The organism is Mesorhizobium sp. LNHC209A00, from assembly GCF_000502915.1.
Taxonomy (GTDB): Bacteria; Pseudomonadota; Alphaproteobacteria; order Rhizobiales; family Rhizobiaceae; genus Mesorhizobium.
Genome location: NZ_AYWT01000001.1, coordinates 34,900 through 51,624 on the forward strand (window position 1 = coordinate 34,900; position 16,725 = coordinate 51,624).

Genomic DNA, 16,725 nt, shown 5'->3' on the forward strand with positions numbered 1-16,725 from the left:
GGAGGCGCTATTGCGACGCGACATTAGTGAACCGGAAGGCGCTTTGGAACTGCGAAGTTTTTAAAGGCGCCTGTTTACAAGCGCCTATTCCACCGTCACCGACTTCGCCAGATTGCGCGGCTGGTCGACGTCGGTGCCCATGAACACGGCGGCGAAGTAGGCGAGCATCTGGATCGGCAGCGCATAGATGATTGGCGAGATGATTTCCGGCACATCCGGAAGCACGATCGTCTCCATCGTCTTCAGGCTCACCTGCGCCGCGCCCTTGGCGTCGGTGATCAGGATGATCTTGCCGCCACGCGCCGCCACTTCCTGCATGTTGGACACGGTCTTTTCGAAGATGCGGTCGTGCGGCGCGATCACGATCACCGGCATGTTCTCGTCGATCAGCGCGATCGGCCCATGCTTCAACTCCCCCGCGGCATAGCCTTCGGCGTGGATGTAGGAAATTTCCTTGAGCTTCAGCGCGCCTTCCATGGCGAGCGGGAAATTGGTGTCCCGTCCGAGATAGAGCACGTCCTTGTAACGCGACAGTTCCCGGGCGATCCGTTCGATCTGCTCTTCGAGCTTGAGCACCTGGTTGGCATAGCGCGGCGCTTCCGAAAGCGCTCGCACCAGCGTTTTCTCTTGCTCCTTCGAGATCGCTCCGCGCGCCACGCCGGCGCGCACGGCAAGCGACGCGAGCACGGACAACTGGCAGGTGAAAGCCTTGGTCGAAGCGACGCCAATCTCTGGCCCGGCCAGCGTCGGCAGCACGACGTCGGATTCGCGAGCCATGGTCGATTCCCGCACATTGACGACGGCGCCGATCTTCATCCCGGCCTTGCGGCAATAGCGCAAGGAGGCGAGTGTATCGGCGGTCTCGCCCGACTGCGAGATGAAGAAGGCGGCGTCGTTGGCCGACAACGGCATCTCGCGGTAACGGAATTCCGACGCGACATCGATATCGACCGGGAGCCGCGCATAGCGCTCGAACCAGTATTTGCCGATCAAGCCGGCGAGATAGGCGGTGCCGCAGGCGGAGATCGCCAGCCGGCCGATCTTGGCGAAGTCGAATGGCAGATCGAGCGGCTTGGAGACACCGGAGACGAAGTCCACATAATGAGCCAGCGTGTGCGAGATCACCTCGGGCTGCTCATGGATCTCCTTCTCCATGAAATGGCGGCGGTTGCCCTTGTCGACCATGAAGCTGGTCGAGAGCGACTGCTGGCGCTTGCGATCGACCTTTTTGCCGTCGATGTCGAAGATGGCGACGCCGTCGCGGCGCACCACCGCCCAGTCGCCGTCCTCGAGATAGGTGATCGAATTGGTGAACGGAGCGAGCGCGATGGCGTCGGATCCCAAAAACATCTCGCCATCGCCATGGCCAACGGCCAAAGGCGGGCCATTGCGCGCACCGACGATCAGGTCCTCGTCACCCTTGAACATGATGGCCAGCGCAAAGGCGCCTTCCAGCCGCTTGAGCGCCTGATGCGCGGCCTCGACCGGCTTCAACCCTTTGGCAAGCTCGCGCGCTACCAGGTGAGCAACAACCTCGGTGTCGGTCTGCGACGAGAAGGAATAGCCGTCGCGGATCAGCTCCTCGCGCAGTTCGGCGAAATTCTCGATGATGCCGTTGTGGACGATGGCGACGCCGTCCGAAAAATGCGGGTGCGCATTGGTCTCGTTGGGCACGCCATGGGTTGCCCAGCGCGTATGGCCGATACCGATCATGCCGTCGAGCGGCTCATCCTTGAGGCGGCGTTCGAGGTTGACCAGCTTGCCCTCGGCACGGCGGCGGCCGAGCTCGCCCTTCTCGATGGTGGCGACGCCGGCGGAGTCATAGCCGCGATATTCGAGCCGCTTCAGTGCGTCGACGATGAGTGGCGCAACCTGCGAGTGGCCGACGATTCCAACGATACCGCACATGCAGACAGTCCCCGATTGCCAACGGAAAACCAGCGATATTTAGGCGTGGCCGGCCTGCCGCGAAAGTCACATTGCATTTCGTCCGCTGTAACGGACGCTTCAGCAGGCATGCACCATGACAGCCCGCTCTTGCAATCCAGTTACTGCAATCATTCGGTTTTTCGATGGCTTCGGCGAGAAAGCAGACCGTCGACCCAATCGCTAATGGTCGGCGCCAGCCGCTTTCTTCTTCGCGGCCGCCGCGGAAGCAAAGCGTTCGCGCAATTCCTTGCCTTTGCCGGGGATCGTCTTCTGGCGGGCGCGGCCGAAGGCCAGTGCATCGTCGGGTACGCTTTCGGTGATGACGCTGCCCGAGGCGATGTAGCCGCCCTTGCCGATCGACACCGGCGCCACGAGCGAGGAATTGGAGCCGATGAAGGCACCCTCGCCGATGTCCGTGAAGAACTTTGAGTAGCCGTCGTAGTTGCAGGTGATGGCGCCCGCCCCGATATTGGCGCCCGCGCCGACACGCGCGTCGCCGATATAGGTCAAATGGTTGACCTTGGCGCCGTCCTCGATGACGGCTTGCTTGACCTCGCAGAAATTGCCGACCTTGGCCTTGTTTCTGAGATCGGCGCCTGGCCGCAGCCGTGCGAACGGCCCGACATCGCAATTGGACCCGATGGTGGCGCCCTCGATGTGGCTGAAGGCGTGGATTTTGGCGCCGCCGGCGATCCTCACGCCCGGACCAAACCAGACGTTGGGTTCGACGATGGTGTCTGCGCCGATGTCGGTGTCATACGAGAAGAACACGGTTTCCGGGGCGATCAGCGTCACGCCCGACAGCATCGCGTCATGGCGCCGGCGCTGTTGCCAGATGGCTTCGGCTTGCGCCAGTTCGGCGCGATTGTTGATGCCGAGCGCGCTTTCGAAGCTGGCTTCGGTGGCAACGACATCGAGATTTTGTGCACTGGCGATCTCGACGATATCGGTCAGATAATACTCGCCCTTGGCATTCTTGTTGCCGACCGCGTCGAGCAGTGTCAGCGCGTGCGCGCCCGCCACCGCCATCATGCCGGCATTGCAGAAGCCGATTTTCTTCTCCTCTTCGGAGCAGTCCTTTTCCTCGCGGATAGCCGTGAGCTTGCCATCCTTTTCGATCAACCGGCCATAGCCGGTCGGATTGGGTGGGCGGAATCCGACCACCACGACGGCAGCACCTTCCGCCAATCTCAGCCGCGCCATCGTGAGCGCTTCCGCATCGATCAGCGGCGTGTCGCCGAACATCACCAGGATGTCGTCATAACCCCTTGATATAGCTTCACGTGCGGCAAGAACAGCATGCGCCGTACCCAAGCGCTCTTCCTGCACGAAGGTTTCGGCCTTGGGTGAAAATTTCGCTACCGCCTTGCGCATCTCTTCCGCTCCATGTCCGATGACGATCGCATCGCTGGTGGCGCCGGCGGCGTCGGCCGCCTTCACCACGTGAGCGACCATCGGCAGGCCCGCGATCTGGTGCAGCACCTTCGGCAGCGCGCTCTTCATGCGCGTGCCTTCGCCGGCGGCGAGGATGACGGACAGGCAGGATCTCTGGCTCATGGACGGGCAACCGTATGAAAGGGTTGGGAATCAAGACACGATAGCAGTGGCGCCATGCTGCACCAATGCGGTTAAATTCCGGTGAGATGATAAAGCAGCTGACTCTCAATCAGCGGGTCCTCAGTTGAAATCCCGTACCTCACCGCAAGTCGACAAGCGTCAGCCCAGCCGCCCCAGCACCGGGAAATTTTCCAACAACCAGTAGGACACCGTCTGCACGCCACCGGTGAGGAAAAAGACGCCAGCGACCACCAGCAGTGCGCCGATGGCCTTTTCGACGCGGCCGAGATGGACGCGAAATTTGCCGAGGAAGCGCATGAAGGCGCCGGAGAACAGCGCCGCGATCAGGAACGGGATGCCAAGTCCGAGCGAATAGGCGGCGAGCAGCAGCGCGCCCTCGCCCACCGTTTCGCGGCCGCCGGCCAGGGTCAGGATCGGCCCCAGCACCGGGCCGATACAGGGGGTCCAGCCGAAGGCAAAGGCGAGCCCCATGACATAGGCGGCGATAGCATTTGCCGGCTTGCCCTGCGACTGGAAACGCGCCTCGCGCGACAACAGCGGAATACGCAGGATGCCGAGAAAATTCAGGCCCATCAGGATGATCAGCACGCCGGCGCCCATCGCCAGCGGCTCCTGCCAGACGCGCAGCAGCCGACCGATGGTCGACGCGCCGGCGCCTAGCGCCACGAACACGGTGGAAAAACCGAGCACGAAGGCGATCGAGGAATAGAGCAGCGCGCCGCGCGCGCCCTCGCGTNACGAACACGGTGGAAAAACCGAGCACGAAGGCGATCGAGGAATAGAGCAGCGCGCCGCGCGCGCCCTCGCGTGCCGTCGCACCTGCATTGCCGCGGAAATCGTCGACGGAGACGCCGGCCATGTAGCAGAGATAAGGCGGCACCAGCGGCAGCACGCATGGCGAGAGGAACGAGATGGCCCCCGCCCCGACCGCGCTGACATAGCCGATATCCAATGCCATTCCAAAACTCCAACCTTTGGCGACGATATAGCGGCACGCCGGTTTGTCCGCCAATCACCATCGTGTGGTAAGTCATCGCGGGCGGGGAAGAAAGCATCCGCGCAAGGCGTTGACACGACGAGGCCGCGATTTCCCGCGCGCCTTCGAATATCAGCCACGGAGATTTCCATGAAAACGATAACCGCAGCGCTGGCCGCGCTCCTGCTCAGCAGCGCCGTATCCTTTGCCGCCGAAGCGTGGAAGGAAGCCGAGGTCAATGGCGCCAAGATCNACACCGACGCCAACGGCATGACGCTTTACACCTATGACAAGGACGAAAAGGGCAAGACCAACTGCTACGACAAGTGCGCCGCCAACTGGCCGCCGCTGAAGGCCAAGGCCGGCGCCAAGGCGGACGATGAATGGAGCGTCGTCGACCGTACCGACGGCACCAAGATGTGGGCCCATGACGGCAAGCCGGTCTACACCTTCATCAAGGACAAGAAGGCCGGCGACGTGACGGGGGATGGCGTCGCCGGCGTCTGGCACGTCGTCAAGGCGGACTGAGTTTCCCATCGGGAGTTCCGCCAAACGGGACTTCTCAACGGCCGCCGGGCATCCCTCCGAGTCCGGCGGCCGGGCCGTCGCCGGACTCGACCTGGCCCATTCCAGCCCGATTGGACCAGCAACAAATTGAACTTCTCCCAATCTTCCGAGGCTTGCGCCCACTCATTCTAAAATATGTGATGTTCTCCATACACTCTTAGAGTGTATTGCTGTCGGCGGCCCCGCATTTTGGGCGCCTGCCCTTGACCGGATGCAAAAGCGCGGCCATGTGAGCGACGAACAGAACCGAGATTTCGTCGCGCGCAGCGGAATTCTTCTGCCGCATCACAGCTGATATGAGACCTCATGGACGTCGTCGTCGTCGAATCGCCGGCCAAGGCAAAAACAATCAACAAATATCTGGGCAGGAACTACAAGGTTCTGGCCTCGTTCGGCCATGTCCGCGATTTGCCGGCCAAGGATGGCTCGGTGCGCCCGGATGAGGATTTTGCCATGTCCTGGGCGGTCGACACCGCCTCCGGCAAGCGGCTCGCCGACATCGCCAAGGCGGTCAAGGACGCCGACGGCCTGATCCTTGCCACCGACCCGGATCGCGAAGGTGAAGCCATCTCCTGGCACGTTCTGGAAGTGCTCAAGCAGAAGCGCGCGCTGAAGGACAAGCCGGTCAGCCGCGTCGTCTTCAACGCCATCACCAAATCATCGGTGCTGGAGGCGATGGCCAATCCGCGCCAGATCGATGCGCCGCTGGTCGACGCTTATCTGGCCCGCCGCGCGCTCGACTATCTCGTCGGCTTCACCCTGTCGCCTGTCCTGTGGCGCAAATTGCCGGGCGCCCGCTCCGCCGGCCGCGTCCAGTCGGTGGCGCTGCGCCTGGTCTGCGACCGCGAATCCGAGATCGAGCGCTTCATCCGCGAGGAATATTGGCAGATATCAGCTCTCCTCGGCACGCCGCGCAACGAGACCTTCGAAGCCCGCCTCACCGCCTTCGAGCGCAAGAAGCTGCAAAAGCTCGACATTGCCAACAAGGCACAGGCCGACGACATCAAGGCGATGCTCGAAGGCGCCACCTTCAAGGCGCTGTCCGTCGAAGCCAAGCCGACCAGGCGCAACCCCGGTCCGCCCTTCACCACCTCGACATTGCAGCAGGCCGCCTCATCGGGCCTCGGCTTCTCGGCCACGCGCACCATGCAGGTGGCCCAGCGGCTCTATGAGGGCATGGAGATCGGCGGCGAGACCACCGGCCTGATCACCTATATGCGAACCGACGGCGTGCAGATGGCCCCCGAGGCGATCGATGCTGCTCGCGATGCCATTGCGAAGGAATTCGGCCCGAAGTACCTGCCGGAGAAACCACGCCAGTACACCGCCAAGGCCAAGAACGCCCAGGAAGCGCACGAGGCCATCCGGCCGACGGATTTCATGCGCACCCCCGCATCGGTCAGGCAATATCTCGATTCCGACCAGATGCGGCTTTATGAACTGATCTGGAAGCGCGCCATCGCCAGCCAGATGCAGTCGGCCGAGATCGAGCGCACCACTGTCGAGATCGAGGCGCTGAATGGCGCCCGCACCGCGGAACTTCGCGCTGTCGGCTCGGTCGTTCGCTTCGACGGCTTCATCGCCGCCTACACCGATCAGAAGGACGACGACACCGAAGACGAGGAAAACCGCCGTCTGCCCGAGATCCGCTCCGGCGAGCAGCTTGCCCGCCGCGCGATCAATGCCACCCAGCACACGACCGAGCCGCCGCCGCGCTACTCCGAGGCGTCGCTGATCAAGAAGCTGGAAGAACTCGGCATCGGCCGCCCCTCGACCTACACCGCGATCCTGAAGACGCTCGAGGACCGCGACTACGTCACCATCGACAAGCGCCGGCTGGTGCCGCAGGCCAAGGGCCGCCTGCTGTCGGCTTTCCTGGAAAGCTTCTTCGCGCGCTATGTCGAGTATGACTTCACCGCGTCGCTGGAGGAGAAACTCGACGAGATCTCCGACGGCAAGCTCGCCTGGAAGGACGTGCTGCGCGATTTCTGGAAGGATTTCTCGGGCGCCGTCGCCGACATCAAGGAGCTGCGCGTCACCGATGTGCTCGATGCGCTGAACGAGGAACTGGCACCGCTGGTTTTTCCCGCCCGCGAGGACGGTTCCAACCCGCGCATCTGCCCCAAATGCGGCACCGGTAATCTGTCGCTGAAGCTCGGCAAGTTCGGCGCTTTCGTCGGCTGCTCGAACTATCCCGAATGCTCCTTCACCCGCCAGCTCGGCGACGCCGCCAATCCCAATGGCGAGAATGGCGGCGGCGAGGACGGTACCAAGTTGCTCGGCAAGGATCCTTATACGGCCGAGGAAATCACGCTGCGCTCGGGGCGCTTCGGCCCCTACATCCAGCGCGGCGACGGCAAGGAGGCAAAGCGTTCGAGCCTGCCCAAGGGCTGGACGCCTGATTCCATCGACCATGAGAAGGCGCTGGCCTTGCTGGGGCTGCCGCGCGACGTGGGCAAACATCCCGAATCCGGCAAGATGATCTCGGCGGGCCTCGGCCGTTACGGGCCGTTCGTGCTGCACGATGGCACCTACGCCAATCTCGACAGCATCGAGGATGTGTTTTCCATTGGCCTCAACCGTGCCGTCACAGTGATTGCCGAGAAGCAGTCCAAGGGCAAGGGTGGCCGCAACGGTGGCACGCCTGCGGCTCTGAAGGAGCTTGGCGACCATCCGGATGGCGGCAAGATCGTCGTGCGCGACGGCAAATACGGCCCCTACGTCAATTTCGGCAAGGTCAACGCCACGCTGCCCAAGGGCAAGGATCCGCAATCGGTGACGATCGAGGATGCGCTGGCGCTGATTGCCGAGAAGGAAGCCAAGGGCGGCGGTGGCAAGAAGCCGTTCCGCAAGGCGGCGGCAATCAAAGCCCCCACCGCCAAGAAAACAGCGGCCAAGAAGCCGGCCGCGAAGAAAAAAGGGTAGAACGGCGTGGCGCGCAGGATCACCGGAAGAAGTCACGGCGATCCCCGCACCGCCGACACCCGGGCCAAGGTCAAGGACGACTATCGGCCCTCGCGCGACGAAATCCTGCGCTATATCGCCGAAAACCCAGATCGCGCCGGAAAGCGCGACATCGCCAAGGCGTTCGCGTTGCGCGGCGACGACCGCGTCTGGCTGAAAGATCTCCTGCGCGACCTGCAGGACGAAGGCGTTCTGACCAAGGAGCGCAAGCGGTTGGCCAGGGTCGGCGCCCTACCCCATGTCGCCGTGCTCGACATCTTTGGCCGCGACGGCGATGGCATCTTGCTGGCGCACCCGGCCGAGGCAGTCGGTCCGGGCGAGCCTCCCGTGGTCTCGATCCGCGTTTCGCGCAGCGGCAACGGTCCCGCGCCAGGCATCGGCGACCGCGTGCTGGCCAAAACCTTCCCGACCGACGATCCGTCAGGGCCTGCCTATACCGGCCGAGTGATGAAGATCTTCGAGAAGCGCACGGACGCTGTCCTCGGCGTCTTTCGCGTGCTTCAGGACGGCAGCTTCCGCATCGAGCCGGTGGAACGGCGCCAGCCCGAGCTGATCGTCGACAAGGAATTCCAGAACGGCGCCAAAAACGGCGACCTGGTCGAAGTCGAGCCAGCGCGAGCCTCCCGCTTTGGGTTGCCCCGCGCCAAGGTGCTGAATGTGCTGGGTTCGCTGACCAGCGAAAGGGCGGTTTCGATGATCGCCATCCACGCGCACGACATTCCCCACATTTTCCCAGCCGACGTCATTGCCGAATCCGAGGCGGCGAAGCCCGCGACGCTTGACCATCGCGAGGACTGGCGCGACCTGCCGCTGGTTACCATCGATCCGGCCGACGCCAAGGACCATGACGACGCGGTCTTCGCCACCCCTGACCTCGACGAAAAGAACCCCGGCGGCGTCATCGCGACGGTCGCCATCGCGGATGTCGCGGCCTACGTCCGCCATGGCACGGCGCTCGACCGCGAAGCGCTGAAGCGCGGCAATTCGGTTTATTTCCCCGATCGCGTCGTGCCGATGCTGCCCGAACGCATCTCCAACGATCTCTGTTCGCTGCGCGAGGGTCAGGATCGTCCGGCACTCGCGGTGCGCATGACTTTCTCCGCGGAGGGCAGAAAGATCAGGCATTCCTTCCACCGCGTCATGATGAAGTCGGCGGCCAAGCTGGCCTATAGCCAGGCCCAGGCCGCGATCGACGGTGTACCGGACGACAAGACCGGCCCGATCCTCGACACTGTGCTGAGGCCGCTGTGGGAGGCCTATGCGATCCTCAAGCGCGGCCGCGACGGCCGACAGCCGCTGGAGCTCGACCTGCCGGAGCGCAAGATCCTGCTCAAGCCGGATGGCACGGTCGACCGCGTCGTCGTGCCGGAGCGGCTCGACGCCCACAAGCTGATCGAAGAGTTCATGATCCAGGCCAATGTCGCCGCGGCCGAAACGCTGGAGGGCAAGAAGCAGGCGCTGGTCTATCGCGTCCATGACGCGCCGTCGCTGGCCAAGCAGGAATCGCTGCGCGAATTCCTGCAGACGCTTAGCCTGTCATTGGCACGCGGCGCCCAGATGCGGCCCAGCCAGTTCAACGGCATTCTTGAGCGTGTGCGCGGCGCCGACAACGAGGCGCTGGTCAACGAAGTGGTGCTGCGCTCGCAGAGCCAGGCCGAATATTCACCCAAGAACATCGGCCATTTCGGCCTCAACCTCAGCCGTTACGCCCATTTCACCTCGCCGATCCGCCGCTACGCCGACCTGATCGTGCATCGCGGACTTATTGCCGCGCTCGGCCTGGGCCCAGGCGGACTGACGCAGGATGAGGAGGCCCGCCTCGAAGACGTTGCGGTGCTGATCTCCGGCACCGAGCGGCGCGCAATGGCTGCCGAGCGCGACACGGTTGACCGGCTGATTTCGGCCTACCTCGCTGAGCGCATCGACGACCGCTTCGACGCCCGCATCTCCGGCGTCACCAAATCAGGACTTTTTGTCCAATTGCCGCAATATGGCGCCGATGGTTTCATCCCGGTTTCAACTTTGGGCGGCGATTACTATATATACGATGAAACGGCCCGCTCCCTGTTCGGAGAACGCTCGGGCAAAGGCTACCAGCTCGCGGACCGCGTCGAGGTCCGGCTCGTCGAGGTGGCGCCAATGGCCGGCGCGATGCGCTTCGAGATGTTGACCGAGCCAAAGCCCCTGCCAGGCTCCAGCAGGTCGTTTCACAAGGCTAAGGGCCGGGCCCGTGCGTCGCAATCGCGACCGGGGTCGCGCGGCAGGAGACGATGATGGAACAACAGGTTTTTGGCGGCGAACATCAGTCTGGCCGGATTGCCCGCCCACTGTGGACGGCGATGAAGCGGGGCCTCTTGGGCCGCTGCCCGAACTGCGGCGAAGGCAAGCTGTTCCGCGGCTTCACCAAGACTGTCGAAACCTGCAGCGTCTGCGGCGAGGAGATCCATCACCATCGCGCCGACGATCTGCCAGCCTACCTGGTCATCGTCATCGTCGGCCATATCGTTCTCGGTGCCTTCATGGGCGTGGAAGCGACCTCGACGCTCTCCACCTGGCAGCACATTGCCATATGGGTGCCTTTGACCATCCTGCTCTCCATCGCGCTGCTGCAACCGGTCAAGGGCGCCGTCATCGGACTGCAATGGGCGTTCTATATGCACGGATTCGGTGGCGAAAAGGATGGGACGGAGTCCCACCACGGCGCCTGAGGCGCCGCTGGCGCAACACGCCAATCGCTAAGGCTACTTTCGCATGCAAGAAGTTTCCGCTAGGTCCCTGCGCATGGAAGCATTGACCAAGGCGGATGCCGACAAGCTCGACAAGGGTCTTGCCACGCATGGCGGCGGGCGCCTGCGTCCGCGTGACGCCGCGACGCTCATCCTGCTCGACCGCAATGGCGACGACGTCCAGGTGTTGATGGGACGCCGCCACGCCGCACACGCTTTCATGCCAGGCAAGTTCGTGTTCCCCGGCGGCCGAACAGACCCTGCCGACAGCCGCATACCGACAGCGACGGCACTCGACCAGCACGAAGAAGCCAAGCTGACGGCCGGCCCCGGCCGCACCAGCCGCGCCCGTGCCCGCGCCATTGCTTTGTCGGCGGTCCGCGAGACCTACGAGGAAGCCGGCCTGCTGATCGGCCGCAAAGGCGCCTTTGCCACGACCAGGCGCGATTGGCAGGGTTTCGTCGAACATGGCGTGGCACCGTCGCTGGAAGCGCTGCGCTTCGTCGCGCGCGCCATCACGCCGCCGAACCGGGTGCGCCGCTTCGACACCCGCTTCTTCAGCGCCTGGCGTGGCGATGTCGCCGTCGAACTGGCCGATGGCGGCCCGACCAACGAATTGGAGGAACTGGTCTGGCTGCCGCTCGCCAAGGCCAAGCAGGCCGACATACCCGACATCACCCGAATGATCCTGGACGATCTGGAAAAACGGCTCGCCGACGATCCGCTGCTGCGGCCGGGCGGACCTGTCCCTTTCTACCGGCTTGTCCGCAACCGCTTCACCCGCGAACTTCTCTAGAGCAATTCCAGGAAAAGTGTGCCGCGGTTTTCCCGCGGGAATTGCGCAAGATCAAAGAGACAGAGTATTCAGCATCCCATGACGGTCGATACCCAACCACAGGGCGACGAACGCGTACACTGGCTGCCGATGGTGGCGGCGATTTCGTCGATCAGCGTCGTCGGCATCGCCATCGGCCTCGGCATGCCCTTGCTCAGCGTCATCCTGGAAACACGCGGTCATTCGGCCTCGATGATCGGCCTAAACACGGCTGTCGCCGGCCTGGCCTCGATCGCCGGGGCGCCGCTGGCCACGCCGCTCGCCATGCGCTTCGGCGTCGCCTGGACCATGATCGCCATGATTGCCACCGGCGCGCTCGCCTTCGTCGGTTTCCATTTCGCGCCCGATTTCTGGATGTGGTTTCCGCTGCGCGTCGTTCTTCACATCGCGCTGACAGTGCTGTTCATCCTGTCGGAATTCTGGATCAGCACGTCGGCGCCGCCACACCGGCGCGGCCTTGTGCTTGGCATCTATGCCACCGTCCTGTCGCTCGGCTTTGCCGCCGGGCCGTGGCTGTTTGCTCATCTCGGCAGCTCCGGCTTCAGGCCGTTCGGCGTCATCATTGCCCTGGTGACGCTGGCTGCCATACCGGTGCTCGCCGCGCGCAACGAAAGCCCGACCATCGTGGCCGACAGCGAAACCAGCCACTTCCTGCGCTATATCTGGCTGGTGCCAACCGCGACTTTCGCCGTACTCGTGTTCGGCGCCGTCGAGACTGGCGGCTTCGCGCTGTTCCCGATCTACGGCAACCGCATCGGTTATTCCGAGGCCGACGCGGCGCTGCTGCTGACCATGATCGGTCTCGGCAACGTGCTGTTGCAGATCCCGATCGGCATGATCAGCGACCGCGTCTCGGACCGGCGCTATCTGCTGCTCGCCTGCGCCACGGTCGGTCTCGCCGGCACGATGTTCATGCCGTTTTTTGCCGCTAACTGGCACTTGATGGCTGCCCTGCTTTTCGTCTGGGGCGGTGTCGTCGCGGCCATGTACACGATCGGCCTCGCCCATCTCGGTTCGCAGCTCTCCGGCCACGAGCTGGCTTCGGCCAATGCCGCTTTCGTGCTGTGCTACGGCGTCGGCATGGTGCTTGGTCCGCAGGCGATCGGCATCGGAATGGACAGTTTCGGACCTTCCGGCTTTGGCTGGTCGCTCGGCCTGTTCTTCGCCGCCTACATCGCCTTGGTCTGCTTCAGGCTCGTCCGCAAGCTCCTGCTGTAGCACCCCACCGTCGAGTGCCCTTATCCGCCGCGCCGCGGCAGATACTGACAGAACCGTGTCAGGAGCGTGCGGTTAAAAGAGTGTCCCCTGATACCCGAAGTTGAGGACACTGCCATGATCGACAGCGGCTTTGAGACCACATCACTGCGAATGACGCTTCTGCTGCTTGTAACCTTCCAGGCTCCGGCCTCGGACGTGGACCGCATCATGGATGCGGTGGTTGCGATCGCCCCGCTGGTTATGGGTAAATATGATCGAAACGCCTACCAGTCGGCGCATGGCATCGAGCGCTACCGGCCACTTGCCGGCGCGGCCGCCGGCGCCGAGGCCGAATTGCGGCGGCGCCCCGGCACGGTCGAGGTTTCGTTCGAACTGCCCGACGACCAGGCGCTGGCGGCTCGCGTCGTCGAGGCGATTTTCCAGGCGCATTCCTATCAGGAGCCGGTGATCCGCATCCAGCCGATCCTTGCCAGCCGCTCCAAGGGGCTGGACGACCGTGCCAATCCGAATCGCTGGTGGAACACGACCGGAGACTGGAAGAAGGTTGCGGTATCCGAAGCGGAAACCGCCTGATTTATGCATTCTGGGCTGCTTGGGCGAGCCACATAAGGTTGGCGGGGCTTGACTTTCCAGGCACGTTCTTTATGTGTCGCGCCAAGTTTCCCGCGTCCGGGTGTTTTCCCGTGCTCCAGCGGCCAAAACCCCACGAACATAACGGACTGAGATCATGGCCAAAGCCGCAAACATCAAGATCAAGCTTCTGTCGACCGCCGACACCGGTTTCTTCTACGTCACCAGCAAGAACAGCCGTACCAAGACCGACAAGCTGTCGTTCCGCAAGTACGACCCGGTCGCCAAGAAGCACGTAGAATTCAAGGAAACCAAGATCAAGTAATCTGGTTTCCCTTTGGAATGCCGAAACGCCGCCCATCGGGCGGCGTTTTCGTTTGGCCGGGCGGCTGATGTCCGTCAGCCCGGCTGAGCGCTTAGCCGATGCGGTCGCCGCTCTTCTCGTCGAACAAATGCAGCGATGCCGGATCGGCCGACAGGCGCACCATGTCGCCGGGCTTCACGGCCGCGCGGCCCATCGCAAAGACGCAAAGCTGCTGGCCGGCCAGTTTGACGTAGAACTGCGTCGACAGGCCGAGCGGCTCCACCACTCCCACTTCGCCTTGCAGGGCGCCGTCATCAGCCAGCCGGATATGCTCGGGCCGCAGGCCGACGGTGATGACGTCACCGTCCCTGAGCGGCAGGCCGTGCGGCAGCCGAAGCTTCTGGCCATCGGACAACACGGCGTCCACCTTGGCGCCCTTCTCCACCGTCGCCGGCAGGAAATTCATCCCAGGCGAGCCAATGAAGCCGGCGACGAATATATTGGCCGGCCGGTCATAGAGATCGAGCGGCGCGCCCACCTGCTGGATCAGCCCGTCATGCATGACAACGATGCGGTCGGCCATGGTCATCGCCTCGATCTGGTCGTGGGTGACGTAGACCGAAGTGGTCTTCAGTTGCTGGTGAAGCGCCTTGATCTCGGCGCGCATATGAACGCGCAACTTGGCATCGAGGTTCGACAGCGGCTCGTCGAAGAGAAAGACCTTGGGATCGCGCACTATGGCACGGCCCATGGCGACACGCTGGCGCTGGCCGCCAGACAATTGCCTGGGCAGGCGTTGCAGGAACGTATCGAGCCCCAGCCGCTTCGCGGCACCATCGACGCGCGCATCGATCGCCGGCTTCTCGGCCTTGCGCAGCATCAGGCTGAAGCCCATGTTCTTCGAGACGTCCATATGCGGATATAGCGCATAGGACTGGAACACCATGGCGATATCGCGGTCCTTGGGCGCAACATCGTTGACCAGCCGCTCGCCGATGCGGATCTCGCCGCCCGAGGCTTCCTCGAGCCCGGCGATCATGCGCAAAAGCGTGGACTTGCCGCAGCCGGACGGTCCGACCAGGACGACGAACTCGCCATCGGCGATTTCGAGATCGACCGCGTGCAGAACGCGCACGGAGCCATAATCCTTGCGGACCTTTTCGAGCGTGACAGAGGCCATCGGTCTATCCTTTGACGGCGCCGGCGGTCAGGCCGGTGACGAGATAGCGTTGCAGGAAAGCGAAGAAGATGCAGACCGGGATCAGCGCCAGGATCGACGCCGCCATCATCTGTCCCCAGTCGACGGCGAACTTGCCGATGAAGGTGAGCAGGCCGACGGCGAAGGTCTTCTGGTCGTCGCTGGAGATCAGCATCAGCGCGAACAGCAGCTCGCTCCATGCGGCGGTGAAGACGAAGCCCAGCGTCGCGCCCATGCCGGGCAACGTCAGCGGCACGATCACTTTGCGCATTGCCTGCGCGCGCGTGCAGCCGTCGATCATCGCCGCCTCCTCCAGGTCCTTGGGGACGCCGTCGAAGAACGACTGCATCAGAAAGGTGGCGAAGGCGGTGTTGAAGGCGGTGTAGATGATGATCAGCCCGGTCAGGCTGTTGATCAGGCCGATCTGCCCCATCACGCGGTAGATAGGCGGAATGACCATCACCAGCGGAAAGGTCTGGGTCAGAAGCAACATGAGAGCCAGTGCAGCCTTGCCGCGAAAGGTGAAACGCGACATGGCGTAGCCGGCGAGCGTGGCGATGACCGTGACCAGTGCCGCCGTCGACACCGAGACGATGACGCTGTTGAGGAAATAGCGCGGGAAATCGGTGGCTTCGAGCACGGTCACGAAATTCTGGATCGTCATGTGCGACGGCCAGAAGGTGATGCCTTCGGAATAGAGCAGCCGCTCCGGCGTGACCGAGATCTTCAGCGTCCAGTAGATCGGGAACAGAGCGAAGACGACGTAGGCGGCGATCGCGGCGTAAAGGCCGATGCCGCCGAAGAAGCGCTGTGAAGCTGAGCGTCCGGCGATCATCAGACGTGCCTCACAAGCGAGCGGCGAATGGCGATCAGCACGATCGCGTAGGCGATGAGCAGGACGAGCAGCAGCACCGCCACGGCCGAGGCATAGCCCTTGTCCAGCGACTTGAAGGCGCTGACATAGATGTAGACCGGCATCGTGTTGGTCGAGCCGGCCGGTCCGCCCTCGGTCATGACAAAGATGAGGTCGGCAAAAGTGGCGATCCAGATCGTGCGCAACATCACCGTTATGGCGATGGTTGGGGCCAGGAAGGGCAGCGTCACCTTGGTGAAACGTTGCAACGGCGAAGCGCCGTCGATCGCCGCCGCCTCATGCAGTTCCGAGGGAATAGACTTCAGCGCCGCCAGCAGCGTTATGGCGAAGAACGGAATGCCGAACCAGACATTGGCTACGATCGGCCCCCACATGGCGGTGGAGGGATCGGACAGAACGTTGGTCGGTTCGGCTTTCAGCCCCAAGGCGAACAGCCAGTGCGGCAGCGGACCGACGATCGGGTTGAACAGCCAGGCCCAGGTAAGGCCCGACAGGAAGGACGGCACCGCCCAGGGCAGGAAGACCAGCGCCTGCACCGCCTTGCGGCCTGGAAAAGGTTTGTCGAGCAGCAGCGCCAGGCCAAGGCCGAGGAAGAACTGAAAGAACAGGCTGGCCACCGTCCACCACAACGTGTTGATCAGCGCCTGGCCCAGCACCTGGTCCGACAGCATCGCCTCATACTGCCCGAGCCCGACATACTCGGACTTGAAGGCCGAAAATTTGCGGAAGGAGTAGCTGATGCCGATGACCAACGGCACGAGCAGCACCACGACCAGCAGGATGATCGCCGGGCTGAGGTAGAGCCAAGGCTCGATCGTCGCGTAGGAGAGCCGCTTTTTTCGTGGCGGCGCCGCGGATCGAATTTCGGATACGGCATAGGTCATACGATGCTCACGGTGAAGGATGGATGCCGGCATTGAAGCTGCCCCCTTCCCCCCGTTCACGGGGAGAAGATGCCGGTAGGCAGATGAGGGGCAGCGCGAACT

At 63.3% G+C, this 16,725-nt stretch carries 13 protein-coding genes and 1 pseudogene; 8 read left to right on the plus strand and 6 right to left on the minus strand.

The genetic code is table 11. The features are described from left to right. Positions 1 to 84 precede the first annotated feature (84 nt). From glmS to X739_RS01000000165685, 3 genes and pseudogenes are all read right to left on the minus strand, one after another. Positions 85 to 1,908 (minus strand): glutamine--fructose-6-phosphate transaminase (isomerizing), encoded by a 1,824-nt coding sequence (gene glmS / locus X739_RS165530; protein ID WP_023783255.1) that lies wholly within the window; start codon positions 1,906 to 1,908, stop codon positions 85 to 87. Between the two features lie 201 nt (positions 1,909 to 2,109). After that, positions 2,110 to 3,486 (minus strand): bifunctional UDP-N-acetylglucosamine diphosphorylase/glucosamine-1-phosphate N-acetyltransferase GlmU, encoded by a 1,377-nt coding sequence (glmU, locus tag X739_RS165525; protein ID WP_023770072.1) that lies wholly within the window; start codon positions 3,484 to 3,486, stop codon positions 2,110 to 2,112. Positions 3,487 to 3,645: 159 nt separating this feature from the next. Further along, a pseudogene (locus tag X739_RS01000000165685) lies at positions 3,646 to 4,465 on the minus strand (cytochrome c biogenesis CcdA family protein). A gap of 168 nt (positions 4,466 to 4,633) precedes the next feature. Here X739_RS01000000165685 and X739_RS165520 point away from each other — a divergent pair. The 8 genes from X739_RS165520 to rpmG all read left to right on the plus strand — a co-directional run bounded on the left by X739_RS165520 (position 4,634) and on the right by rpmG (position 13,688). Next, positions 4,634 to 5,011 carry a hypothetical protein gene (locus tag X739_RS165520; RefSeq protein WP_023791402.1) on the plus strand — a complete coding sequence of 126 codons (378 nt, stop codon included), beginning with the start codon at positions 4,634 to 4,636 and terminating at the stop codon, positions 5,009 to 5,011. A gap of 345 nt (positions 5,012 to 5,356) precedes the next feature. Further along, a complete protein-coding gene (topA, locus tag X739_RS165515) occupies positions 5,357 to 7,975 on the plus strand; it encodes a type I DNA topoisomerase (protein ID WP_023770068.1) in 2,619 nt (872 codons plus the stop codon). A 6-nt stretch (positions 7,976 to 7,981) separates the two neighbouring features. Then, positions 7,982 to 10,288, plus strand: a complete 2,307-nt coding sequence (gene rnr, locus X739_RS165510; RefSeq protein ID WP_023791406.1) for a ribonuclease R — start codon at positions 7,982 to 7,984, stop codon at positions 10,286 to 10,288. Continuing rightward, the gene (locus X739_RS165505; RefSeq protein ID WP_023770066.1) at positions 10,288 to 10,722 is read left to right on the plus strand and encodes a DUF983 domain-containing protein; all 435 of its coding nucleotides are present in this window, start codon (positions 10,288 to 10,290) and stop codon (positions 10,720 to 10,722) included. The genes rnr and X739_RS165505 overlap by 1 nt, the downstream gene beginning before the upstream one ends. 73 nt (positions 10,723 to 10,795) lie before the next feature. Then, entirely contained in the window at positions 10,796 to 11,536 is a 741-nt protein-coding gene (locus X739_RS165500; protein ID WP_023770065.1) for an NUDIX hydrolase, read from the plus strand. A gap of 78 nt (positions 11,537 to 11,614) precedes the next feature. Then, complete coding sequence (locus tag X739_RS165495; protein ID WP_023770064.1) at positions 11,615 to 12,793, plus strand: MFS transporter; 1,179 nt, start codon at positions 11,615 to 11,617, stop codon at positions 12,791 to 12,793. A gap of 114 nt (positions 12,794 to 12,907) precedes the next feature. Beyond that, positions 12,908 to 13,366: a hypothetical protein gene (locus tag X739_RS165490; protein WP_023770063.1), complete on the plus strand. Its 459-nt coding sequence runs from the start codon at positions 12,908 to 12,910 to the stop codon at positions 13,364 to 13,366. A 154-nt stretch (positions 13,367 to 13,520) separates the two neighbouring features. Continuing rightward, positions 13,521 to 13,688, plus strand: a complete 168-nt coding sequence (gene rpmG, locus X739_RS165485) for a 50S ribosomal protein L33 (RefSeq protein WP_006201775.1) — start codon at positions 13,521 to 13,523, stop codon at positions 13,686 to 13,688. A gap of 91 nt (positions 13,689 to 13,779) precedes the next feature. Here the strand turns inward: rpmG and ugpC are convergent, their stop codons facing one another. Genes ugpC through X739_RS165470 form a run of 3 tightly spaced genes read right to left on the minus strand, consistent with a single transcriptional unit; the run spans position 13,780 to position 16,623 of the window. Beyond that, positions 13,780 to 14,847 (minus strand): sn-glycerol-3-phosphate ABC transporter ATP-binding protein UgpC, encoded by a 1,068-nt coding sequence (gene ugpC, locus X739_RS165480; protein WP_023770062.1) that lies wholly within the window; start codon positions 14,845 to 14,847, stop codon positions 13,780 to 13,782. Positions 14,848 to 14,851: 4 nt separating this feature from the next. Further along, positions 14,852 to 15,700, minus strand: coding sequence for a carbohydrate ABC transporter permease (locus X739_RS165475; RefSeq protein ID WP_023770061.1), 849 nt, complete (start codon positions 15,698 to 15,700; stop codon positions 14,852 to 14,854). Further along, on the minus strand, positions 15,700 to 16,623 hold the full coding sequence (locus tag X739_RS165470) for a sugar ABC transporter permease (protein WP_023770060.1): 924 nt from the start codon (positions 16,621 to 16,623) through the stop codon (positions 15,700 to 15,702). The genes X739_RS165475 and X739_RS165470 overlap by 1 nt, the downstream gene beginning before the upstream one ends. Positions 16,624 to 16,725 lie beyond the last annotated feature (102 nt).